The organism is Paenibacillus ilasis (genome assembly GCF_043195395.1).
Classification (GTDB): Bacteria; Bacillota; Bacilli; order Paenibacillales; family Paenibacillaceae; genus Paenibacillus_AQ; species Paenibacillus_AQ lautus.
The window spans coordinates 642,447-665,761 of sequence record NZ_JBHDJG010000001.1; the positions used below are offsets into that span (position 1 = coordinate 642,447).

A 23,315-nucleotide genomic window follows, 5' to 3' on the forward strand; every position below is an offset into this window, starting at 1 on the left:
AATCGGCGTAAAAATATCGTTACGCTTCCTTTAATTTTTGGAGAAGGCCCAGGAGCTGATTTAATTCAGGTTCAGTGAGCACGTTCATTTTTTCGGATATCCGCTGCCTGTTCGCGGGCAGGTTGTGGATCAATAGACGCTGACCTTCGCTTGTAATGGTGATGACCGACTTTCGACCGTCCCGGGGATGGGGTTCCCGGCGAATCAAGCCTTCATGCTCCAAGGGGGTAAGCAGCAGACTGATATTGGGCTTGGTTACACCGATTTTTTGGGCCAACTTGGAAGGAAGCATCGTTCCTCCCTCTTTCATAAGCTCAACCAAAATCCGTATTCTGGCTCCGTTCAGCCCTTGCGATTTCCAATAGCTTTCGGATACGTCGACCAGCTTTGCCGTTGTCTCCACCAGGGTGAAAAAAGCAAGGGTGGGCAGCGGCAAATCCAGCACGTATTGCTGCAGGTCGTCCAAAGTGATCATGCCTCCTATATAGTTAAGTCCTTAACTATATTTAATGTAATTCTAGAGGAAGCTATTGTCAACGGACGAAATTCTTGAATCCGTTCGTTCCAGGTAAAGCAATAAGCACTTGCATGATCGCAAGTGCTTGTTGGCGTGCTTTAATGATGCGAAACAGCCTGCTTCCTGTACGCTCCGGGGGTCAAGCCCGTCAATTTTTTGAAATTGCGATGAAAGTGCGTTAGCGTGGCGTATCCGCAGATTTCAGCGATATGCCCGACAGACTCCTCATGATTTCGCAGGAGCTCTTTGGCACGGGCGATCCGTTTTGCCTGGATGTAACCCGTCAGATGCAAACCGGTGTACTTCTTGAACATGCGGGAAAAATGGGCGGGGTCTACCGCTGCATTGGCCGACAGAGCAGCTAGTCCAATAGGCTGGTCCAGATGTTCGTGAATCCATTGGATGGAATCCATCAGCCAGGCGGGGCCAATCTGGGAGTGGGCCGTTTGTTCTGCGGACAGGGTACTGATATAGCGATTGATATGCAGCAGTAAGGAGCGCAGCTGAAGTACAAGCGCCTCACGGAATCCCAGCTGGGCAAGTCGGAGCTCTTCCGAGATCCCTTTCAGGATGTCCTCGATATAGGTTTGGTTCGACTTGGGCAATTCATAACGATAGGACCCTGTTTTTTGAGCATATTCAAAGCAGCTGAGGATAGAGTATTGCAAATCGCTTCCATTCGCACCGAGGACAAGCGAAGGCGCAAAGAATAAAGCACTCGAAACAATCGGCTGGTCCGGGTCAGGGAAAGAGCTGTGAATCGTGTTTCCAGGTATGATGAAAAGGTCGCCTTCTTTCTTCTCCATCAGCTTGTTTTCAATAAGGAAAGTGCCTTTTCCCTGGTACACATAAACCAATTCGTAAAGATCATGCAAATGATGGGGCAGCTCCAATTGGGGGCTTTTCTTAGTCCGATAAACCAATTCCATCGGAAACAGGGGATCCCCTTGAAATGGTTTACGCAGGGGAGTCATGACCACCACTCCTTATCCTCTAATAAGAACAACCATATCAAAATAAGTTATAAAAATGCAATCCTGAGCTATTTTTGTACACAGATTTTGAACGTACAATAAAGATAGCGAACATGACACCTGAAAGGCAGGGATGTTTATGAGATTGGATGCCCACCAGCATTATTGGCTGATTGAGCGAGGGGATTATGAATGGATCACGCCGGAGGTTCCGGAGCTTTATCGAAACTTCCTGCCCTCCGATCTTAAGCCGCATTTGGATTCGCACCAATTGGACGGCAGTATAACGGTTCAGGCGGCACCGACTGTGGAAGAGACGGACTATCTGTTATCGTTGGCGGATCGCGATTCTTCCATTGTCGGAGTGGTAGGATGGATCGATCTGTTCGATCCGGAGCACCGCCGGCATTATGAGCGATTTCGGCAACACCCGAAATTTATCGGCTTTCGCATCATGATTCAGGATATGCCGGATGCCAATGTGATCCTGGAGCCTTCATTCATCCAAGCATTGAACGAATATGTCAAGGATGATGTTCCGATCGATCTTCTTGTTCGGAGTCATCAGCTTGAGCCGCTGCTGAAGTTAATCCAACAGGTCCCCGGCATCCGCGGAGTCATCGATCATCTGGGCAAGCCGCCGATCCGAAGCGGACAGATCGAACCCTGGGAGAGCTTCATGAAACAAATCGCCCGTTTTCCGCGCATCTACTGCAAGCTCTCCGGTATGGTGACCGAGGCGGAGCATCGCCGGTGGAGCCAGGAAGATTTTAATGCGTATGTACATAAAGTGACGGCGATGTTCGGTCCTGATCGGGTCATGTTCGGCAGCGATTGGCCTGTGTGCCTGCTATCGGCTGAATATGACCAAGTGGTTGACGTACTGGCAGAAGCGCTGCCGAAGCCATGGGGGGAACGGGAACATGCGCGATTGTTCGGTCTGAATGCCAAGGCATTCTATAAGTTGGAAAAGGATGGTGTTCATCATGAAATACCGTAAGTTAGGCCGAACCGGTCTGGATGTTTCCGTATTAGGCTTCGGAGCTTCTTCGCTAGGCTCCGTCTTTCGGGAAACCGACGACAACGAGGGAATCCGCACCGTGCACGCAGCCATGGAGGCGGGCATCAATTTGATCGATGTATCCCCTTATTACGGATTGACGAAGGCGGAAACCGTGCTTGGCAAAGCTATTCAGCAGGTACCGAGGGATAAGTTCATCCTATCAACGAAAGCAGGCCGTTATGGCGAGAATGATTTTGATTTCACGTCCAAGCGGATTATCGACAGTATGGATGAGAGCTTGAAGCGACTCCAAACCGATTACGTGGACATTCTCTTTTTGCATGATATTGAGTTCGCTCCCGCATCCGTTGTGATGGAGGAGGCCCTTCCTGCACTCCAGCTCTTAAAAGAAAAAGGGAAAATCCGGTTTGGAGGGATTTGCGGTTTGCCTCTGCAGCTGTTTGAAAAACTGCTGCCCCAAGTCGAAGTGGATGCCATCATTTCTTACTGCCATTATTCTTTGAACGATCAGACGCTTACCGGTTTGCTGCCGCTGCTTGACGAAGAGGGAATTGGGCTCATCAATGCATCTCCCTTATCTATGGGCCTTCTCGGTCCCAGAGGAGCGCCGTCCTGGCATCCGGCTTCAACGGAAATCAAGGAAGCCTGCAGACGTGCGGCTGAGTATTGTGCTAAAGCTGGAACGGATATTGCGAAGCTAGCCGTGCAATTCTCAACCTCGAATGAACAGATCCCGACGACGCTGGTCAGTACGGCCAATCCCGACAATATAAAACGTAATGCTGCTTGGACGGAGGAGCCGCTGGATCAAGCCCTCTTAGCCGAAGTATTGAAGATATTGGAGCCCGTACAAGGGCGGACCTGGACAAGTGGACGTCCGGAATACAATGAAGGCATCGGATTATGAAGAGGAGGCTGCTGGGATGAAGGGAATCGTATGTCAAGGGATCGGGGAATTTCAATACCGCGAGGATTTGCCCGAGCCTCCATTGCTCGAAGGAGAAGCCATCGTCCGCATCAAGCGGATCGGGATTTGCGGCACGGATCTGCATGCCTTTCGTGGTAATCAGCCTTTTTTTACGTACCCGCGTATTCTCGGCCACGAGCTATCCGGTATCATTGAAAAAGTCGGAGCTAACGAAGAGGGGTTGAAGCCTGGAGACACCGTCTGCGTCATTCCTTACATTCACTGTGGGGAATGTTTGCCTTGCCTTAGAGGCAAGACAAACTGTTGTAGATCGTTGAAGGTGATGGGTGTGCATATCGATGGCGGCATGCGCGAGCGCATCTCCGTTCCGATTCGCCATTTGATGCGGACGGAAGGGCTCACCTTGGATCAGGCTGCCTTGATAGAACCGCTTGCTATCGGGGCTCATGGCGTTAAACGGGCGAACGTGACCCGCAAGGATACGGTTTTAGTCATCGGAGCCGGTCCGATCGGACTCGGGATCATGGTTTTTGCCAAAGCGTTGGGGGCTACCGTTATGGCCATGGATATGAACGCTGATCGGTTAGCCTTCTGCAAAGCCTGGGCAAAGGTAGATCATACCATCCAGGCGGGAGAAAAACCGTCTGTTCTTTCGGCTTTAACGAATGGTGAATTTCCCTCCATCGTTTTGGACGCAACGGGAAACCAACAATCCATGAACAATGCTTTTCATAGGGTCGCACACGGGGGGACCCTGGTGTATGTAGGTTTGATCCAAGGAGACATTACATTTCAGGATCCCGAATTCCATAAACGGGAATTGACGCTGATGGGCAGCCGTAACGCGACCAGGGATGATTTCCATGATGTGATGAAGCGGATCTCGGAAGGCGGTATTGATGTAAATCCGTACATAACCCATCGATGCCGTTTTGACGATTTAATCCAAGAATTTCAGGGCTGGCTCCGTCCTTCCGCCAAGGTGATTAAGGCGATGGTGGAACTTTGAACCATCTATTTCTTAATTGTATTTTGCAGTGTATGATTACAGTATGTCTTCATTCTTTCCGCGCAGGTTTCTCTTCCATTAACGGATGAGGATTTTGCCAGATCCAGCAAATCGTAAACGGTTACATTAGCAATCACGGCGGGTATGAAAGGGATATGCCCTGGTAATCTCAGGGCTTTTTTTTAATGGTATTCATACGAGTATGAATGCGAAAGGTAACAAAGCTGCAAGGGGGACAGGTATGAAACCCATATTCAAGATCATGATCGTGGATGACGAAATGCTTGTCAGGCAGGGAATTAAGCATCTGCTCAATTGGGAACAGGAGGGGTACCAAATCGTCGGTGAGGCTTCTAACGGTTCTGAAGCACTGAGTTTGATGGATGAGGTGAATCCTCACGTCATTCTTACCGATATCGTAATGCCTGTCATGGGCGGGGAGAAACTGGTCAAGCTCGTTAAGGAAAAGTATCCTCACATTGAAATCATTGTGCTCAGCAGTTTCAGTGAGTACGATTACGTCCGGTCTACTTTTCAGAGTGGTGTAGCGGACTATATCCTGAAGCCGAAGTTGGAAGCCGATTATCTGTTATCCATCCTCAATAAGACGACGGCCAAAATGGTCGCCATGAAGCCGGAGGATGATCCAAGCGCGGATCGAGAGGAAGGGCAGGTCTTGCAAGCCATTGAGAAACTTATGACCGGATATGAGACTGCGCTGGAGCCCGTGGTGTTGGATTCGAAATTCCCTTATGGACAGTATTTGTTCTTTGGGGCGGATATGAAACATATGAAAGATTCCGGTGACAAATGGAGCTTCGGAAACGAACTGGAACGAGGACTACAGAAGCTTGCTTTGTCCGAGATCGTGTATATGCGGTTGAAGTTTATCAACGATACGGCGCTTTTTCTGCTCAATGTAAGTCCTGAACGCTGGGACGAGCTTGTTATTGAACTCCGGCATCTCATCTCCCAAATGGCACATTTTTCGAAAGAGACGCATTTCGTGATCAGCCGAAGCTTCACAGAATTTAAGAGTCTTGGTGAGATTTATCATGACAATTATTTAAAACTCATGCGATATGGCTTTTTCCTGGAGGATCGGACTTTGATTGAACATGAACATTTGCCGGCCCTTCCGGATGCGTATCTCGAATATGACATGGGTGAATTCATGGAGCAGCTGAAACGTAGGCAGTACCAGAAGGCCTTCTCCGGTTTTTTGGAATACGTTCACCTGCGTTCGATGGATTATCGTACGGATATTTTCGAATTTAAATCATTTCTGGGGAATTTCATATTTAACGTAACAACCACGTTTGGAAAAATGAAGGTGGAGACTGGGAGCCTGGAGAATGCCAAATACGATTATTTCCGAAAAATAGACGAAGCCAGGTATGCCGGAGAAGCCATCGCCGTTGTTGAAACTTTTATTCAGGAAGCTGAACGCGCGATAGGCGAGACGAATACATCGGTGAATCCCAATATGACCCGGCTGCTCGAATATATACAGGACCATTACGCAGATCCCATCACGCTCACGGGGGTGGCCAGGCAATTTCACTTCAACGCTTCTTATCTGTCGAGTTATTTCGCTGCGTATAACGGAGAAGGTTTCAGTGAGTACCTCAATAAAATTCGGTTGGAAAAAGCCATGGAGCTGCTCATGACAACGGAACACACGATTTCCGATATCAGCGCAAGCGTGGGATATTCGGATCAGAGTTATTTCACCAAGGTGTTCAAGAAGCAGACCGGCATCTCCCCGAGCCAGTTTCGGAGACAAGACATGCGGGAGATACGGGAATCATGATCGCAAATGCTATAAACAAGCTTAGAAAACAGGGCCTATTCCTTAAGCTGTTTCTTGTGACCCTCATCAGCATCGTTACCGTATCACTCCTGACGCTGTCCATTACCATCAGCATGTCGGAAAAATTATTTCTGCAGACCTTCAGCATCACGAACGGCAAGCTGTTAAACCAGATGAAGTCAAACCTGGAGTCCTATAATAACGCTATAGCAACCGGTGCCACCATGATCGCCCAGAATGCGGCAATCCGCAGCTATTTATCAGGCGGAGAGACGGAGGCTGTGGCGCTTGCGATGAAAACGTACCAGATGACAGAGGGCATGAAGTCGATTCAGTCCAACTTTAGCGCCTATGACGTTGGTATCATGATCGTTGGAGCGAATGGCAGAAGTTATTCTACCGATCCTTGGTATTGGTCTGTCTCAGCCGAGGAATTGAAGGATCACCCGATTACAAAAGCAACCATGGCTCATCCTGCGCAAATCTTATATCAGCTCTATCGCGGCGAGGATCATAGCGCAGACGCACAGGAGCCCATGCTCGTTGCTTCCAAAGCTCTCTTTGATCAGTCGACCGGCAAAATTTACGGCACTCTGTACGTGATCATTCGCGACCGGAATTTTAAACCCTTCTATGCGAATTTTACAAGCGAAGGCAATGACGTCGTGCTGTTGAACGAGGAAGGGGTCATTGTATCCAGCAACAGGACCGAATTGATCGGGATGTCGGATGAGGGGCTGCTTCAAGAGGTCGTAACGGATCAGGGCGAGGGAGAGGACGATCAATCTGCATATGTGATGGGGAACGAACGAATTGTGTTCTCGGAATACCTGCCGGAATTTGAATTTTATTTGGTCAATATGATCGACAAGAAAGCCGTGACCGGACAGATGGTGAACGCCAAAGCCGTCACCTTGACCATCATGGCCATCGTTGCGATATCACTTGTCATTGTTTTTCTGATCACCCGGCGGATGACGCAGTCACTCCGTGTCCTCGTTGGACAAATGTCGAGCATTCCGACGAGCGGATTCGATCATCATGTCGATGTTGCAAACAGCAGTTATGAAGTCAAGGAACTGGGAACGGCGTATAATTATATGCTGGATGCGCTGCATGATTATGTGGATCGATTGATGGAAACCCAGAAGCAGCAGCGAAATGCGGAGTTGGCGGCGCTTCAAATGCAGATCAATCCGCATTTTTTGTACAATACGCTGGCTTCGATCAAATTTCTGGTGCAGCAGGGCAACAAGGAAAAAGCTGCCGGTACGATTAACGCGCTCATATCGCTCCTGCAAAATACGGTCAGCGATATTCATTCCACCATACCTGTCCGGCAGGAGCTGGAGACGCTGAAGCATTATGTATACATCAATCATGTGCGTTACGGAGAGAAAATCCGCGTTCATTACTTTGTGGAGCCGGATAGCCTGGATTATCATATGCCGAAGCTCATTCTTCAGCCTTTTATTGAGAACGCATTCTTCCATGGGTTCAACATCAAGGGAGAGGGAAGGATTCTAATCATGATTGCCGTCCAGGAGGATCAGCTTGTATGTGAAGTTGCAGATGACGGGGACGGAATGAATCTGGAACACAACCCGTCGGAAGAAGACCCGCTGCCTGCGCCGATGAGTAAACGCCAACTGTTCTCCGGCATCGGGATACGCAATGTGGATGACCGAATTAAATTGATGTACGGCGAGAAATACGGGGTCAGCATTACAAGCAAACGCAGTGAAGGAACAAAAATCATCATTACGCTTCCATTGACCCAAAGCTAAAGATATTACAAGAACCTAAAAATAGTACCAGAGCCGGTATGAAAGCGAAAACAGGATCCAATAATAGCACCAAAGCTGACAAAGATAGTGCCAATGAAAACGAATACAAAATGATAAGATGGAGGCGTAGTAGAGAAAACGCTTCCATCTTTTATTGTTTTCAGACTAAAAAGGGGGTTTACGCATTGAAAAAATTAATGAGTTTACTGCTGGCCGGTGTTGTTCTTTTGTCGGCATGTTCCTCGGGTGGTACGGAAGGCGGTTCTAGCAGCAACGGCAGCTCTAGCGGTGAAGGCAGTGCTGCTCCAAAAGAAATTACGGTTTGGGCTTGGGACCCGGCATTTAACATTGCCGCCATGAATGTTGCTAAAGAAGCTTATGCCCAAGTGAATCCGGACGTCACGATTCATGTTGTAGAGAATGCGCAGGCCGATATCGTTCAAAAGCTGAACACCGGGTTGAACTCCGGTTCCACGAAAGGGTTGCCTAACATCGTGCTCATTGAGGATTATCGTGCGCAGAGCTTCTTGCAAGCGTATCCGGACTCCTTCTACGAATTGACGGACATCGTGAAAGTGGATGATTTCGCGGATTACAAGATCGGCCCGACCAGCGTTGACGGCAAGCAGTACGGCGTTCCGTTTGACTCCGGCGTGACGGGAATGTACGTACGAACGGATTATCTCGAGCAGGCAGGCTACAGTCTGGACGACCTGCAGGACATCGACTGGAAGCAGTACATCGAGATCGGCAAAGCCGTCAAAGAGAAAACCGGCAAAAGCATGATTACGCTAGATCCTAATGATCTGGGACTCATCCGCATGATGATCCAATCCGCGGGGGCATGGTATACGGCGGAAGATGGCCAGACTCCGACGATTGCTGACAATGCTGCGCTACAGGAAGCCTTTGAATTGTACAAAGAAATGATGGATTCCGGCATCGTGAAGGTGAACTCAGACTGGAGTCAATTCGTTGGAGCATTCAACAGCGGTGAAGTGGCTACCGTGCCGACCGGCAACTGGATCACGCCTTCGATCAAAGCCGAAGCTTCCCAATCCGGTAAATGGGCGGTAGCCCCGCTGCCTAAGCTTGCGGCAACAGAAGGCTCTGTCCATGCTTCCAACCTGGGCGGCAGCTCCTGGTATGTGATGAATGTAGACGGCAAAGAAGCAGCAGCGGAGTTCCTCGCGAAGACGTTTGCTTCCGACGCTGAGCTGTATCAGACATTGAATACAAAAGTCGGGGTGATCGGCACCCTGAAAGCCGCCGCAAGCGGAGAAGCTTACGCGGCAGCGGATGAATATTTCCAAGGGCAAAAAGTCGTATCGGACTTTGCGACTTGGACTGAACAAATTCCTAACGTGAACTACGGCATGAACACGTACGCCATCGAGGATATTATGGTCGTTGCCATGCAGGCGTATCTCGGCGGCAAAGATGTGGATACCGTTCTGAAAGATGCGCAGACGCAAGCCGATACGCAAATTCGTTAAACACACTCAGGCAGTACCATATATATGCCCTTGCTCCTTCTTCTCCTGTAAAGTGGACATCTGCTGAAGGAAGGGGAGCGAGGGCTTTATGTTCTCTATCCGTAAGAAATGTGATCAACAGAAGGGTGTGGAGTGGTGTGAATACAGAACAAGCCAGGCTAAGCCCGCAAATTCACAAGGGCCTTAACAGTCAAAGGCGGATGCGTTTGACTGGTTGGCTCTTTGTCCTTGTACCGGTTGTCATGATTAGTATTTTTTATTTTTATCCGATGGTTCAAGCGTTAATCCTATCCTTCAAATCAGGCAGAGGCAGCAATCTTCAGTTTGTCGGTATAGACAACTATATTCGCCTGTTCAGCGATACCACCTTCCTTACGGCCGTCAAGAACACATTTATTTACTTACTCGTTCAGGTCCCGGTCATGCTGGTGCTGGCGCTCTTTATCGCTGTGCTGCTCAATGACGATCGATTGAAGTTCAAAGGTTTTTTCAGAACGGCGATTTTCCTGCCTACGGTAACCTCGCTTGTCGCGTACTCCGTCGTTTTCAAGTACATGTTCGGAGCCGACGGCATCGTCAATAAATTTCTGGTGAATCTTCATCTCATCCAGGAGCCGATTCAATGGATTACCGACCCTTTCTGGGCCAAAGTGACGATTATCATCGCGATCACCTGGCGTTTTACGGGCTATAATATGATTTTCTATTTATCCTCACTGCAAAATATTGATAAATCCGTATATGAAGCTGCCCGCATCGATGGTGCGAATGCCTTCACGCAGTTTTTCAAAATTACGATTCCGCTGTTGAAGCCGATCATTTTGTTTACGACGATCACATCGACCATTGGAACGCTCCAGTTGTTTGACGAGGTGGTTAACATCACCAAGGGCGGTCCCGGAAACGCAACCATGTCGATATCGCAATATATTTACAACCTTTCCTTCGAATACACGCCTGACTTCGGATACGCGGCTACCGTTTCCTATTCGATTGTACTCATGGTGGTCATATTGACGATGATCCAGAACAAAGTTGGAGGTGATAAGAGATCATGAGAACCAAACGCGTGTTTACTTACCTCTTTTTAATTATCGCTGCTCTGGTCTCCATCTTCCCGTTTATCTGGATGGTTGTCAGCGCTACCAATCAGTCCGTGGACGTAACGAAAGGGACGCTGCTGCCGGGTTCGCACCTGGTCAAGAATATCAACAATCTGTTCAGCTCCGTGGACATGTGGCAGGCTCTCTGGAATTCCGCAAAAATCTCGGTGGTGACTACCGTGCTTTCACTGCTGGTAGCATCAGCGGCGGGGTATGGATTTGAGATGTACCGCAGCCGCGGCAAAGATATTGTATTTAATATCCTGCTGGCCTCGATGATGATTCCGTTCGCGGCGATCATGGTGCCTTTATTTCAAATGTTTGCCAAAGTATCGGGGGTTGTGCCCTTTCTAGGCATTGATACGGCAGGGGCTGTCATCCTGCCGACATTCACGACTGCGTTCCTCATCTTCTTCTTCCGTCAAAGCACAAAAATGTTTCCGAAGGATATGATGGAAGCCGGTCGCATCGATGGTCTGTCGGAGCTGGGCCTATTCTTCCGCATCTATATGCCGACGATGAAATCGACCTATGCAGCCGCAGCGATTATTACTTTCCTGAACAGCTGGAACAACTATTTGTGGCCGCTGATCGTGCTGCAGTCGCCGGAGAATATGACCGTGCCGCTGCTGATATCGAACCTGGGATCAGGCTATGCTCCCGACTATGGTTTGATCATGTCCGCGATTGTCATTACGACGCTGCCGACGGCGCTGGTGTTCTTCATGATGCAGAAGCAATTTGTTGCCGGAATGACAGGTTCAGTGAAATAAAGTTGGAAAATGGAGGGAAACAGATGAAACAGCAGGTTGAACGAGGAGTCGCGCCAAGCCTTGCCTGGTTGTCCGACCCCGGCATATTTGCGGTAAGCAGGATGCCCGCGCACTCCGATCATCGGTATTACGAAACGATACTTGAAGCCGAACAGCTTGGAGAGATGCCTTGGCGCCGGAGCCTGAATGGAAGCTGGAAGTTTAGTTATGCTCATAATGCCAAGGAACGTCAAGCGGATTTTTATAGAATGGACGTTTCCTGCAGAGGATGGGATGATATTGAGGTTCCCGGACATATCCAGCTTCAGGGGTATGGGCAGCCGCAGTATGTGAATACGATGTACCCCTGGGATGGTCAGGAGTTTCTTAGACCCCCGATGATCTCAGAGGACCACAATCCGGTGGGCAGTTATGTGAAGTTTTTCAACGTTCCTCCAAGCTGGTCGCAGCGTCCGCTGTATATCTCTTTTCAGGGAGTTGAAACGGCTTTCTATGTATGGCTCAACGGGGAGTTTGTTGGCTACAGCGAAGACAGCTTTACGCCGAGCGAATTTGACCTCACGCCGTACTTAACCGAGGGTGAGAATAAGCTGGCTGTCGAGGTTTACCAACGCAGCACCGGAAGCTGGCTGGAGGATCAAGACTTTTGGCGCTTTTCCGGTATTTTTCGAGACGTGTATCTGTATACGGTACCGGACGTTCATGTGCAGGATCTGCATGTTCAAACCGATTTGGATGAAACGTATGAACTTGGAACGCTGAAGGCTGCCATGCAGCTCAGGGGCAAGTCCGCTGCGAAAGTAGTCCTTGAGCTCAAGGATCCAGCAGGAAATCCAGTGGTCCGGGGCGAGACCGGAGCTTCCGGGGGGGCGGCGTCGATTGCGTTAGCTGCCGGTAAGGTCCAGCGGTGGAGCGCAGAAGAACCTAATTTATATACGCTGTACGTATCCGTCTATGACGCATCCGGAAACCTTGTGGAAGTTGTGCCGCAAAAGGTAGGCTTCCGCAAATTCGAGATGATCGACAAAGTGATGCACTTAAACGGCAAGCGCATTGTATTCAAAGGTGTCAATCGGCACGAATTCAATTCCCGCCGCGGACGCTGCATTACAAAAGAGGATATGCTGTGGGATATCAAGACATTAAAGCAGGCGAATATTAACGCCGTACGGACGTCGCATTATCCGAATCAGACGCTGTGGTATGAGCTGTGTGATGAGTACGGCGTGTATGTCATCGACGAGATGAATTTGGAGACACATGGATCATGGCAGAAAATGGGGGCCGTTGAGCCATCCTGGAACATACCGGGCAGCAGGCCGGAATGGCAGGATATCGTGTTGGACCGTGCGATTTCCATGATGGAGAGGGATAAGAACCACCCATCGATATTGATCTGGTCTTGCGGCAACGAGTCTTATGCCGGAGAAGTCATTCGGAACGTTGCGAATGTTTTTCGGGAGAAGGACCCTACCCGGCTCGTGCATTACGAAGGGGTGTTCCATAACCGGGAGTATGACGATGCGAGCGATATGGAGAGCCGCATGTATGCCAAACCGGCTGATATTGAACAGTATTTGCAAAACGATCCTTCCAAGCCCTACATCAGCTGCGAGTACATGCATGCCATGGGCAATTCCGTTGGCGGTTTGCATAAATATACGGAGCTGGAACAGAAGTATCCGATGTATCAAGGCGGCTTCATCTGGGATTTCATGGATCAGGTTATCATGAAACGTGATCGTTATGGCAAGCCTTTTATGGCTTATGGAGGGGATTTTGATGATCGCTCAACCGATTACAATTTCTCCGGCAACGGCATCGTATATGCGAATCGGACATGGTCCCCCAAAATGCAGGAAGTGAAATTCCTGTATCAGAACGTCAAGCTGATTCCGGATCGTTGTGGCGTCGCGATCCGAAACGAGAACCTGTTTGTGGGTTTGGATGCTTATGAAGTTAAATATTGCCTGAGTTTAGAGGGAAGGAACATCTACAGCGGAGCGGTATGCACCCAGGTTGGTCCCGGTGAAGAGCGATATGTAGAGCTGGAATTGCCTGAGGCTGGGTATCCAACCGGTGAGTATACGCTGGACGTTTCACTCGTGCTCAAGAAGGAATCGTTATGGGCGGAAGCCGGCTACGAAATTGCTTTTGGACAGCATGTATTTTTAGTGGAGAACCCGTTGGCTGTTGACGCTCCTGACCATACGCAAGCGTCGGAGGCGGAACGCCTGAAATCAGATTCAGGAGTTTCGCACGATACGGCTGCGAATGATTTCCGTGTAGTTGAAGGGGACGTAAATATCGGCGTTCATGGACGTGATTTCTCCGTTTTGTTCTCGAAGCAGGCAGGGACCCTCATATCCATCAAGTATGCGGGACGGGAGATGATCTCTTCGCCGCCGGTGCCGCTCTTCTGGAGAGCGATGACGGATAACGATAAAGGAGCGGGACTGCCTTTCGATTCCGCGCTTTGGTATGCTGCAAGCCTGACCCGAAGAACGTTAAGCTGCGAGCTTATGGAGGACTCGGACCGCGCGACCGTGACCTACGTGTATAAACTGAGCGTGTCCGAGGAAATACGGGTGCGTGTATCGTACACGGTATTCACCGATGGCAGCATTCAGGTAAAGGCGGGGTACCAAGGAGAACCGGGCTTGCCGAAGCTGCCGATCTTTGCCCTTACGTTCAAAGTACCGGCGGACTACGACAACCTGGATTGGTATGCAAACGGACCGGAAGAGAATTATATCGACCGTGCGTTCGGAGCTAGATTGTGTCGCTTCCGCAATCGTGCGGCGGATAATGTATCAGCCTACTTGGTACCGCAGGAATCGGGCAATCGTACGGGGGTGCGCGAAGTATCCATAACTAGCGATCAAGGCCATGGCATTACGATTGAGGCACCATCGGCAGCACCGGTAGAAGCCAATATATCGCCGTATACCGCATTCGAGCTGGAGAATGCGACGCATCATTATGAGCTGCCGAACGTTCACCATACCGTTGTTACCGTTGCCGGGCGGCAAATGGGGGTTGGGGGTGACGACAGCTGGGGGGCTCCGGTTCATGACGAGTATCAAATCGATCCTTCGACGGACATGTTATTTGAATTTACGATTCGCAGAGCTTAATGTAAGCTTCGATAACCGTTGCCCAAATATTAGGGTTGGAGTAATAGAAAACGCCGAAATCCTTATTTAAGGGCTTCGGCTTTTTTATTTTAACTACCGAAATGGACAAGAATCACTGCCCAGATGGATGAATTGACACAAGAGGGAATAGTGTATATATTATATATATACGGTATGCACTTAATAAACAGCAGTGGGGTGAACGGCATAAAAATCATATTATCCAACGCATCGAGCGATCCGATTTACATACAGATTATGAACCAGATTAGACAGAGTATCCTGAGCGGAGAGTTGCGCGCAGGCGACAACCTCCCTTCCATTAGGCAGCTTGCTAAGGATTTGCAGGTTAGTGTTATTACCACTAAGCGTGCCTATGAAGAATTGGAGAACGAAAGGCTAATCGACTCGGTCGTAGGCAAGGGTTGCTTCGTATCAGGGGCAAATAAAGATTTCATCAGGGAGCAGCGCATGAAGCGATTGGAAGAGAAAATGATGAATATCATTCGAGAAAGCAAGGAATTAAATATGAGTCAACAAGATGTAATCGATCATCTGACTTTACTGTTCGAGGAGGAGCAAACACCATGAATGCAATCGAATTACGTAATTTAACGAAAACATACCCTCTTTTCAAAGTCGATCATGTCTCTCTGGATGTGAAACAAGGCTACATTACCGGGCTCATTGGTCCGAATGGTGTTGGTAAAAGCACCTTAATCAAGATGATGCTCGGCATGATCCGTCCCGATTCCGGCAGTGTAAAAATACTCGGCCTGGATATGCCTAATCATGAAGTCGACATTAAACAGCGCATCGGCATTGTCTCGGATGATTGCTTCTATTATGAGCATCTTACGATTCGTGATACGAAGCGAATGATCGCACCTTTTTACAGCCATTGGAATGAAAAGAAATTTAACCGCTGCCTCGAACAATTCGAATTGTCTCCTAAGAAGAAGGTTGAAGATTTATCCAAGGGAATGAAGATCAAACTCTCCCTTGCCATTGCTTTATCCCATGAGGCTGAACTCCTGGTCATGGATGAGCCGACTTCCGGACTCGATCCTGTGTTCAGAAGGGAAATGCTCGATCTGCTTGCGGATATGATGCAGGACGAAAAAAATACGATTATCTTCTCGACCCATATTACGACGGATTTGGACCGCATAGCTGACTACATTACTTTCGTCAATGACGGAAAACTCGTATTCAATGAAGCGAAAGATGATGTGCTTGAGAGATACGCGATCGTGAAGGGCGACTTGCAACTGATTGATTCGGATATTCGTAAGGAGTTTATCGGAATTCGTGAAACGGCGCTTGGTTTTGAGGGCTTAGTAGATAATAGACAAAAGGCCGCGAAGCTGTTTAGCAATAATGCTATTTTAGAAAAACCATCCTTAGAAGACATCATGTACTTCACGGCCAAGGGAGGACGAGTTCATGCTTAATTTGCTTCGCAAAGACCTCATCGCTTTAAAAAGCTCACTGTGGACGATTCTTCTTTATCTCGCTGTATTCAGTGTCGCTTTTATACCAAAAAGTGAAATGTCTATTTATTTTGTAGGAATCTATACCGCTTTCGGCTCCATTATTCTCGCTACGATGATCGATATCAAAAACCATAATCATAAATTTCTGGTCACGCTGCCGATTAGTCGCAAACATATTGTTCTAGCCAAATACATAACAGCCGTCGTATATACCCTTTTTGGGGTCATTGCTTCTTACGGGATTCACCAGCTCATTAATCTTTCATTCCCGCAGCTTGAAAAGCCGGATTATACGGTATGGTCCATATTGGTTTCAGTAGGAATGCTGCTTGTTCTCATTTCTATCTATATGCCTCTTTTTTACGCGCTTAGTAAAAAAGGAGCCGGAATTATCAATGCCGTATTCATGATCTCCTTAATCATCCTGGCACAACCTGCAGCGGTGCTAATGAATATGGTGAGCGAGAAAGGCGTCATTAGCGACCAAACCTTACTTCTTATTCTAATTGGTATCGTAGCCGTATTCATCGCTTCCTATTTCTTAACGGTAAGCCTATTTACTAGAAAAGACTTATAAGAGTCCCGCGGATGCATATTAAAATTAGGTGATAAATGCTAAAAAAGGAGAGCACATCCATTGAAAGATACACAACATAAAGCTCGTTCTTTCCGGAATGGTTCACACCTTATAAAACCCAAGAACACAACTTATTCACTGTCAATTTTGCCGTTACATTACTCCCGGCAGCTTTAATAGGTGCAGTAAAGGACCTTGTTTCTAGAAAATGAATTCACGACACCAGAGAAGAAAAAGACGAAATACCAAAATGCACAAAAGGCCCGACTTTAAACGATGTCGGGCCTTTCATTGTTAAGGCATAAACGGGTAGTTGAAGACCCACACCGTCGATGCCATCAGAATGTTAAGGAGACCCTTCATGCTGAACATGATATCGTCCTTTGGGTATCACATGGGGAGAGCCTGACACGGGGTCTTGGATTACCGAGCAATCCAGCCCGAATATGTCTTTGATCATCGTGCTCGTAATGACTTGTGATGGCGTACCTTCAGCCACAAGCAATCCATTATGGAGCGCAAAGATATGGTCGGCATAACGGGCGGACAGGTTGATATCATGCAGAACCATGACAATCGTCGTTCCATATTTTCGGTTTAGGTCTGTGAGCAAGTCAAGAATTTCGATCTGATAAGTAATATCTAAAAAGGTTGTAGGTTCATCGAGCAGTAAAATATCGGTTTGCTGCGCCAGCGCCATAGCGATCCAGACGCGCTGTCTTTGACCGCCGGACAGCTCGTCGATGTGATGATTGGCAAGCTCCGTGATATTCATGATTTCCATCGCTTCGGAAACGGCCTCTTCATCTTTTTTTGTCCACCCGCTAAACCACGACTGGTGTGGAAACCTTCCGCGTCCCACCAAGTCCGCGACGGAGATCCCTTCAGGAACAATGGGAGACTGCGGCAGCAGACCCAATACACGAGCCAGCTCTTTGGGCGGTATATGGCCGATAGGCTTTCCGTCCAGCGTAACTTGACCAGATGTAGGTTTTATCAGCCTTGCCATGGTTTTCAGAAGCGTAGATTTTCCGCACCCGTTGGCTCCAATAATCACGCTGATCTTATGACTGGGGATGACAAGATTAATGTCGTGAATGATGGTTTTATGATCGTATCCCGCTACCGTTTGCTCAGCTTTAAAAATATGCGTAGGTTTCATTATAAATTTCCCTTTCGATTCATTCGGATCAGCAAGAAAATCAAATAAGGCGCTCCGAGGATTCCGGTTATGATGCCCACAGGAAATCGGACCTCAAAAGCAAACTGTCCGACCAGGTCGGCAGCCAAAACCAGATTCACGCCAACAAGTCCCGCCGGGATTGCGTTCGAAAACCCGACGCCAACCAATCTCTTGGCGATCGGTCCCGATAAGAAAGCGACAAAAGCGATGGGACCCGTGGTAGCGGTAGCGATTGCGATCATGCAGACGGAGCTTAAGATAAGGACCATTCGGGTCAGGTCCGTATTCACGCCGAGAGACGCGGCGGATTGTTCTCCCAGTTCCAGTACACTTAGATGTTTCCCCAGCATGACAACGATAGGCGTACCAATCAGAACCGATATCACCAGAGCCGGAAGCTCATGCATTTGGGAGCCATTAAGGCTTCCGCTAAGCCATCTGAACGCTGTCGGAATGTCTTGCTCCGCGCCAACCAAGAGAAGATACGATATGGCTGCGTTCAGCATGGCCTGCATGCCGATACCGACCAAAATTAATCGTCCGACGGAAAAAGGCTTTGCCCTAGACAACAGATAAATGAGGGTTACGGTAGCCAGACCTGCGACCACCGAAGCAATGGAAACAACAGCATTGCTTGTATGAAGAATGATAATGCAAAAAACGGCCGCCGCGCTCGAGCCGGAAGTAATCCCGATGACATTCGGGTTCGCAAGAGGGTTACGCAGCATCGTCTGGAAGGTGTTACCGGCCAGGCCAAAAGCAAATCCGGCTAAAAGGCCGGCCAGCATTCTCGGCAGGCGTATAGTATTCAAAGCAAAAGATACCCCTTTGATGTTCTCTCCCGAAAGTGCCCGGACGACATCCTGTACGGGATAAATGGTACTCCCGAGTAAAAGCATGGCACAGCAGAGCGCGCAGGCAAGTAACGCAAGGAAGCTGGTAACAAGAATCCATCGACGGCGTCTTTGACGCCTGCCTGCCATAATGAACGCAACAGTTTTATTTTTCATAATGAACGCACTTTCGCTTTCATAGCTAATATGATTAGGATCGGTGCCCCGATAAAGGCTGTGACTACCCCGACTTCAAGTTCTCCGGGGCTGCCGACCAGCCTGCCGATAACATCGGATATCGTTAATATGACAGCTCCCGAAATGGCAGACATCGGTATAATATAACGCAAGTCGGAGCCAAGAAGAAGGCGTATGACATGCGTTGACAAAAGCCCGATAAAACCGATGGGCCCTGCCAGCGCCGTAGTCGCCCCGCATAAAAGAACTCCGGCAAAAGCCGCACCAAGCCGCAGTACTCCTGTACGAACGCCCAGTCCGGTCGCGACGTCGTCTCCAAGCGCCAACGCATTCAATGCCGAGGACGAAATGATGCCTAACAGCATGCCGACTCCGAGAAACGGTGCGAACGTAGCCATATCGCTCCAGTTCGCTGAACCCACGCTGCCCACTTGCCAGAATCTGAATTGATCCATGACATAGGAGCGTGGAATCATGATTGCGCTAACTAACGAAGAGAGGGCGGCGCTTGTGGCGGCTCCCGCCAACACAAGCTTAAGGGGCGTAGCACCGCCACGCCCCATGGAACCGATTCCGAATACAAACACTGCGGTAATGGTTGCTCCGGCTAAAGCTAGCCAAATATATTGATTTGCGGTGCTAATATTCAAGAACGCAATTCCGCAAACCACAAACAATGCTGCGCCGGTGTTGACGCCCAGGATGCTCGGGTCTGCAATCGGGTTGCGAGTGACGGCTTGCATAAGTGCCCCGGAAACGCCGAGTGCCGCACCGCAAAACAAACTGAAAATCGTTCGAGGAATCCTTTTGCGGACCACGTTTGCTCCGTAGGAATCGATGTCCGGATGAAATAATCCGTCCATCAATTCAGGAAATTGGATCGGCCGGGAGCCTAAGGTGAAAGATGCAAGCACGCTTATACCGAGCAAAACCAAACATATCACCAGAACCCATGTGAAATTTCTCGGAATGCGGGAGTTTAGCACTTTGTTTTCTGAAACGGATGAACTATTCATTTACTTTGCTAATAGCTCCTGCGAGTAATTCCAGGTAGTCATCGATGGTGTAAGAGATGGAAAGGGGGTTCGGATTTCCGGAAGCCGCCAGTGGTGTACCGTTGCCAATAAATACGACGGAGCCTCTTTGAATAGCCGGAATCTTGCCAAGCAGGGAATCTGCTTTAACGGCTTCATATAAACTCTCATCACCATATCCGACCAAAATGTCCGCATCGTTCAGGACATCAGCGTTCTCAGCGCTTAAATTCAGCGAGTAGTTGGTAGCATCGGTAATCTGACTCGTAACACTTTCAGGATATTCCATTCCAAGCTCCATCAGGAAAGAGCCGCGAGGGTCAGCAGGGGTATAGATATGCAATTTGGACATGTCTTTCGCCGAGAAATTGACCCAAACTACTTTCTTACCTTGCATCTCAGGATGTTCGCTTGCTTTTTCCTTGACCAGGTTCTCCGTATCCTTAATGAGCTGTTCGCCTTCCGCTTTCATGCCCATGCCGGTTGCATTTAACATCACTTGTTCCCGCCAAGTCGTGAGCCAAGGAGTCGTCGGGTACGCCACGACCGGAGCGATCTTGGTTAGAATATCGTAGTCTTCCTGCGTAATTCCGGAGTAGGCTGCCAGAATGACATCCGGGTCGGCATCGGAAATGGCCTCGAAATCAAGGCCGTCCGTATCCTGAAAAACATTAGGCTCACTCACGCCAAGTTCCTTAAGCTTTTCAGCGGTCCAAGGCAAAAGTCCGCTGTCGTCCTGAACGCCGTAATTCGCGGCAGAAAAGCCTACAGGAACAACGCCGAGAGCAAGAGCCACATCATGATTAGCCCATTGAATCGTAGCTACACGTTCAGGCTTGCTTTTAATGACGGTCTCGCCAAAAGCGTGCTTGATTACGATCGGATATTCAACATCTGTATCTTGGGAAGCAGGTGTTTCCGTCTTAGGCGTTTCTGTGCTTGACGAAGCCTTTTCCGTCGCAACCGGTGCAGGTGTTGAGCTTGATGGCTGGCTCGAACAGCCGACCAACAGAATCAGGATCATTGCCGAAATAAATAATGCCCTTAATGAAACTTCACGTTTTTTAATCACGTACAAACCCTTCCTTCTAATAAAATGGTACAAATTAGCACATGAAAATGATAATCATTATCATATATTGGTGTGAATGGCTTGTCAATGAAAAATTCTCGATCATACTTTGCGATTCAGAAGGAGGAACAGCCTTTCTTTTATCGAAAGAAATGACTACGAGCTGCATATTAATCATAGAATTTATTTCCCTGATATGTAAGACGGAGGTGACCGAATGGAACGGAATGATGATCCAAAAAATTCAGCTCTTGCTCCTGAAGAAAATCAAAGTGAAGAAAAGGAACGACGTCCCATGTCGACCAGCAGCGGACTGCTGGAATCGGCCATCGACAAATTTGCCAGAGAAGGCGGCTTTGACGATTTGCCGTTGAAGGGAAAGCCGATTAAGATCGAAGACGGAGATGTTCTAACCGGGATCATGAAGAACGCGAATTACCAGCCAGCATGGGTTGAGCTGAGAAAAGAAATCGCCGCCGACATCAAGCGGCTCTTGGAGCGCCAAGAGTCGAATGCGATTCCAGAGACAGCGTTCGAGGCCATTAATCAAAAGATTATAAAGTACAATCGAATGGTTCCGAATCCACAGCTGCAAAAAGGACTCCTGTCCGAAGTGAATTTGCACGCAGCCTATGATAAATGGGAATAGCTCATGAACTCAAATGTGCTTCTCCCCGTTACCGTTCAGGGGACCAGGTGAAGAAAACGACGAAAAGGACCTTGAAGCTATCGCTTCAGGGTCCCTCTTTTGAATATGATCCATGTCTCGATGTGGGGGTCAAGGTCGACCCGATCGGAGAGCCGAGCTGCCAGCACTCACCTCATTTCATTCCGCCAAGCATCCAGCTGCTTCTGCACTTCCTGCCGTACGTCGTCCATGCCTGCTTGCTTCAGCTCCTCGTTAAATTTGGGAAGGATCGTATCCACATCGACGGAGCCTGTCATGAGGCTCGGATAATATTTATGCCAGACCATCTCGATGTTATCGGTTTGGACGGTCAGCTTGGATAGATCGGGCGTAAAGCCGAGCACGGTGGACTTGACGACGCCAGCGTTGTATTTGCGGAATTGATCCCATTTGTCGAGGGGGTCCGGGTTATCGCCGCCCATGGTTTTCAGGATAAACCAATTCCCTTGCGTGTATTGCACTCCTGCATAGCGGCTTGCAGGGGCATCCGGAAACGGGTCGCCATGGCTGTCCTTGTCCGTAGTTAGAACGACTTGCCCTTGTTCATCCAGTGTATAGTGCACGCCTTCAATCCCATAATTAAACAAGTTTCGTATTTCCGGGTCGGTATTGAGCAAATTCAGGAATTTAATGCATTCCACCGGATGCTTGGTATTGGCATTCACCGTCATGATGCCTCCCCGGACGGATTCCGTCGTGACGGTGCTTGGGGTTACGGGATTCGCTACAATCTTGTAGCCGCGATCCTTGCTCCAAGTTGTCTCCGAGAGCGGACCGCCGCCTGAAGACTTCCAGAACACTTTGGCCCCTCGTTTAAGTCCTCCCGGCTCTCGCAAGGCGGCATCCTCATTAATGAAGCCCTCCTTGTAATAACGCCGTAACGTCTCCAGCACCTGCCGCGCTTCCGTGGTTTCGAAGATATTCACGACCTGAGCATTCGGGTCCAGTGATTTGATCATCAAGGGCAATTTATGGTTCATAATATATTCGTATCCATATAGAGCGAAGAAATTGTGGGAATCCCGATCCAATTCCATGGGGATGTAGGCCGGCTCTTCCTGATGAATCATCCGAAGCAGCGGTTCAAGCGATTCCAGCGTATTGTACTTGGTAATGTCGATATTATATTTACTCACGATGGAAGCGGGGTACATCCACTGATCCAGCACGGCTAACTCTTTATTGGTCGGCACACCGTAAATGCTGCCATCATTCATACGTACCCCTTGCCAAAAGATAGGGTCAATGGCGTCGTACATTTCCTTGCCCAGGCCGGCAAGGTAGTCATCCAGCTTCAACCAGGCGCCGCGCATCGCGGTGGTTGCATAATCGGGTGCAAAAGCAATATCAAACGGACTTCCGGCGGATATCAGCGTGTTCAGCCGATCTTCATACTCCTGCCAGCTTACCTTGACATAGGTGATGGTCACGCCGATTTTACGAGCCATGATTTCATTGATTTTATCATTGACGAGCTGCAGATCCTTGTCAGGCTCACCGATCGTATAATAGATCAGGTTTACCGTGTCCCCATCATATGTTTCGTCGTTAGATCCAGGCTGCTGGAAGCAGCCGGTTGTATATGATGTGAGCAGCAATAGGAGACTGATGATCATGAAGACGCGTCGGGGTCTTGGCTGCCTTAACATCGATTATCCTCCTTTTTTCGCCGC

The 23,315-nt window shown here is 48.8% G+C and carries 20 protein-coding genes and 1 pseudogene; 14 read left to right on the forward strand and 7 right to left on the reverse strand.

Annotated elements, in window-relative coordinates; genetic code table 11:
- Positions 1 to 19: 19 nt before the first annotated feature.
- Together ACETK5_RS03240 and ACETK5_RS03245 are read right to left on the reverse strand one after the other, a co-directional pair.
- Positions 20 to 475 (reverse strand): MarR family winged helix-turn-helix transcriptional regulator, encoded by a 456-nt coding sequence (locus tag ACETK5_RS03240; protein WP_326114534.1) that lies wholly within the window; start codon positions 473 to 475, stop codon positions 20 to 22.
- Between the two features lie 140 nt (positions 476 to 615).
- Positions 616 to 1,491 carry a helix-turn-helix domain-containing protein gene (locus ACETK5_RS03245; protein WP_394054300.1) on the reverse strand — a complete coding sequence of 292 codons (876 nt, stop codon included), beginning with the start codon at positions 1,489 to 1,491 and terminating at the stop codon, positions 616 to 618.
- 139 nt (positions 1,492 to 1,630) lie between these two features.
- Here ACETK5_RS03245 and ACETK5_RS03250 point away from each other — a divergent pair, with 139 nt between their 5' ends.
- The 13 genes and pseudogenes from ACETK5_RS03250 to ACETK5_RS03310 all read left to right on the forward strand — a co-directional run.
- On the forward strand, positions 1,631 to 2,491 hold the full coding sequence (locus ACETK5_RS03250; RefSeq protein ID WP_207797486.1) for an amidohydrolase family protein: 861 nt from the start codon (positions 1,631 to 1,633) through the stop codon (positions 2,489 to 2,491).
- The gene (locus tag ACETK5_RS03255; RefSeq protein ID WP_394054301.1) at positions 2,478 to 3,422 is read left to right on the forward strand and encodes an aldo/keto reductase; all 945 of its coding nucleotides are present in this window, start codon (positions 2,478 to 2,480) and stop codon (positions 3,420 to 3,422) included. Before ACETK5_RS03250 ends, ACETK5_RS03255 begins: the two co-directional genes overlap by 14 nt.
- Before the next feature lie 16 nt (positions 3,423 to 3,438).
- Positions 3,439 to 4,452 (forward strand): zinc-binding alcohol dehydrogenase family protein, encoded by a 1,014-nt coding sequence (locus ACETK5_RS03260; RefSeq protein WP_394054302.1) that lies wholly within the window; start codon positions 3,439 to 3,441, stop codon positions 4,450 to 4,452.
- A 241-nt stretch (positions 4,453 to 4,693) separates the two neighbouring features.
- Positions 4,694 to 6,265 (forward strand): response regulator, encoded by a 1,572-nt coding sequence (locus tag ACETK5_RS03265; RefSeq protein WP_394054303.1) that lies wholly within the window; start codon positions 4,694 to 4,696, stop codon positions 6,263 to 6,265.
- Positions 6,262 to 8,052, forward strand: a complete 1,791-nt coding sequence (locus ACETK5_RS03270; RefSeq protein ID WP_394054304.1) for a cache domain-containing sensor histidine kinase — start codon at positions 6,262 to 6,264, stop codon at positions 8,050 to 8,052. The genes ACETK5_RS03265 and ACETK5_RS03270 overlap by 4 nt, the downstream gene beginning before the upstream one ends.
- A gap of 185 nt (positions 8,053 to 8,237) precedes the next feature.
- Positions 8,238 to 9,548 (forward strand): ABC transporter substrate-binding protein, encoded by a 1,311-nt coding sequence (locus ACETK5_RS03275; protein ID WP_394054305.1) that lies wholly within the window; start codon positions 8,238 to 8,240, stop codon positions 9,546 to 9,548.
- Between the two features lie 200 nt (positions 9,549 to 9,748).
- Positions 9,749 to 10,606 carry a carbohydrate ABC transporter permease gene (locus ACETK5_RS03280; RefSeq protein WP_394057317.1) on the forward strand — a complete coding sequence of 286 codons (858 nt, stop codon included), beginning with the start codon at positions 9,749 to 9,751 and terminating at the stop codon, positions 10,604 to 10,606.
- Positions 10,603 to 11,424, forward strand: coding sequence for a carbohydrate ABC transporter permease (locus ACETK5_RS03285; RefSeq protein ID WP_394054306.1), 822 nt, complete (start codon positions 10,603 to 10,605; stop codon positions 11,422 to 11,424). The genes ACETK5_RS03280 and ACETK5_RS03285 overlap by 4 nt, the downstream gene beginning before the upstream one ends.
- A 23-nt stretch (positions 11,425 to 11,447) precedes the next feature.
- The gene (gene lacZ / locus ACETK5_RS03290; protein ID WP_394054307.1) at positions 11,448 to 14,561 is read left to right on the forward strand and encodes a beta-galactosidase, LacZ type; all 3,114 of its coding nucleotides are present in this window, start codon (positions 11,448 to 11,450) and stop codon (positions 14,559 to 14,561) included.
- 207 nt (positions 14,562 to 14,768) lie between these two features.
- Entirely contained in the window at positions 14,769 to 15,152 is a 384-nt protein-coding gene (locus ACETK5_RS03295; RefSeq protein ID WP_394057318.1) for a GntR family transcriptional regulator, read from the forward strand.
- Positions 15,149 to 16,015, forward strand: a complete 867-nt coding sequence (locus tag ACETK5_RS03300; RefSeq protein ID WP_394054308.1) for an ABC transporter ATP-binding protein — start codon at positions 15,149 to 15,151, stop codon at positions 16,013 to 16,015. Before ACETK5_RS03295 ends, ACETK5_RS03300 begins: the two co-directional genes overlap by 4 nt.
- The gene (locus ACETK5_RS03305) at positions 16,008 to 16,634 is read left to right on the forward strand and encodes an ABC-2 transporter permease (RefSeq protein WP_394054309.1); all 627 of its coding nucleotides are present in this window, start codon (positions 16,008 to 16,010) and stop codon (positions 16,632 to 16,634) included. The genes ACETK5_RS03300 and ACETK5_RS03305 overlap by 8 nt, the downstream gene beginning before the upstream one ends.
- An 80-nt stretch (positions 16,635 to 16,714) precedes the next feature.
- A pseudogene (locus ACETK5_RS03310) lies at positions 16,715 to 16,846 on the forward strand (YfzA family protein); the annotation flags it as partial.
- A 134-nt stretch (positions 16,847 to 16,980) separates the two neighbouring features.
- Here ACETK5_RS03310 and ACETK5_RS03315 read toward each other — a convergent pair.
- The 4 genes from ACETK5_RS03315 to ACETK5_RS03330 are packed head-to-tail and all read right to left on the reverse strand — an operon-like array spanning position 16,981 to position 20,906.
- Complete coding sequence (locus tag ACETK5_RS03315) at positions 16,981 to 17,796, reverse strand: ABC transporter ATP-binding protein (RefSeq protein ID WP_100538730.1); 816 nt, start codon at positions 17,794 to 17,796, stop codon at positions 16,981 to 16,983.
- The gene (locus ACETK5_RS03320) at positions 17,796 to 18,827 is read right to left on the reverse strand and encodes a FecCD family ABC transporter permease (RefSeq protein ID WP_100538729.1); all 1,032 of its coding nucleotides are present in this window, start codon (positions 18,825 to 18,827) and stop codon (positions 17,796 to 17,798) included. The genes ACETK5_RS03315 and ACETK5_RS03320 overlap by 1 nt, the downstream gene beginning before the upstream one ends.
- A complete protein-coding gene (locus ACETK5_RS03325; protein ID WP_326114548.1) occupies positions 18,824 to 19,864 on the reverse strand; it encodes a FecCD family ABC transporter permease in 1,041 nt (346 codons plus the stop codon). The genes ACETK5_RS03320 and ACETK5_RS03325 overlap by 4 nt, the downstream gene beginning before the upstream one ends.
- On the reverse strand, positions 19,857 to 20,906 hold the full coding sequence (locus tag ACETK5_RS03330) for an iron-siderophore ABC transporter substrate-binding protein (protein WP_326114698.1): 1,050 nt from the start codon (positions 20,904 to 20,906) through the stop codon (positions 19,857 to 19,859). Before ACETK5_RS03330 ends, ACETK5_RS03325 begins: the two co-directional genes overlap by 8 nt.
- Positions 20,907 to 21,171: 265 nt before the next feature.
- On the opposite strand from ACETK5_RS03330, the gene ACETK5_RS03335 reads away from it, so the two are divergent.
- Positions 21,172 to 21,603: a DnaJ family domain-containing protein gene (locus ACETK5_RS03335; RefSeq protein WP_100538727.1), complete on the forward strand. Its 432-nt coding sequence runs from the start codon at positions 21,172 to 21,174 to the stop codon at positions 21,601 to 21,603.
- A gap of 167 nt (positions 21,604 to 21,770) precedes the next feature.
- Here the strand turns inward: ACETK5_RS03335 and ACETK5_RS03340 are convergent, their stop codons facing one another.
- On the reverse strand, positions 21,771 to 23,291 hold the full coding sequence (locus ACETK5_RS03340) for an ABC transporter substrate-binding protein (protein WP_326114550.1): 1,521 nt from the start codon (positions 23,289 to 23,291) through the stop codon (positions 21,771 to 21,773).
- Positions 23,292 to 23,315 lie beyond the last annotated feature (24 nt).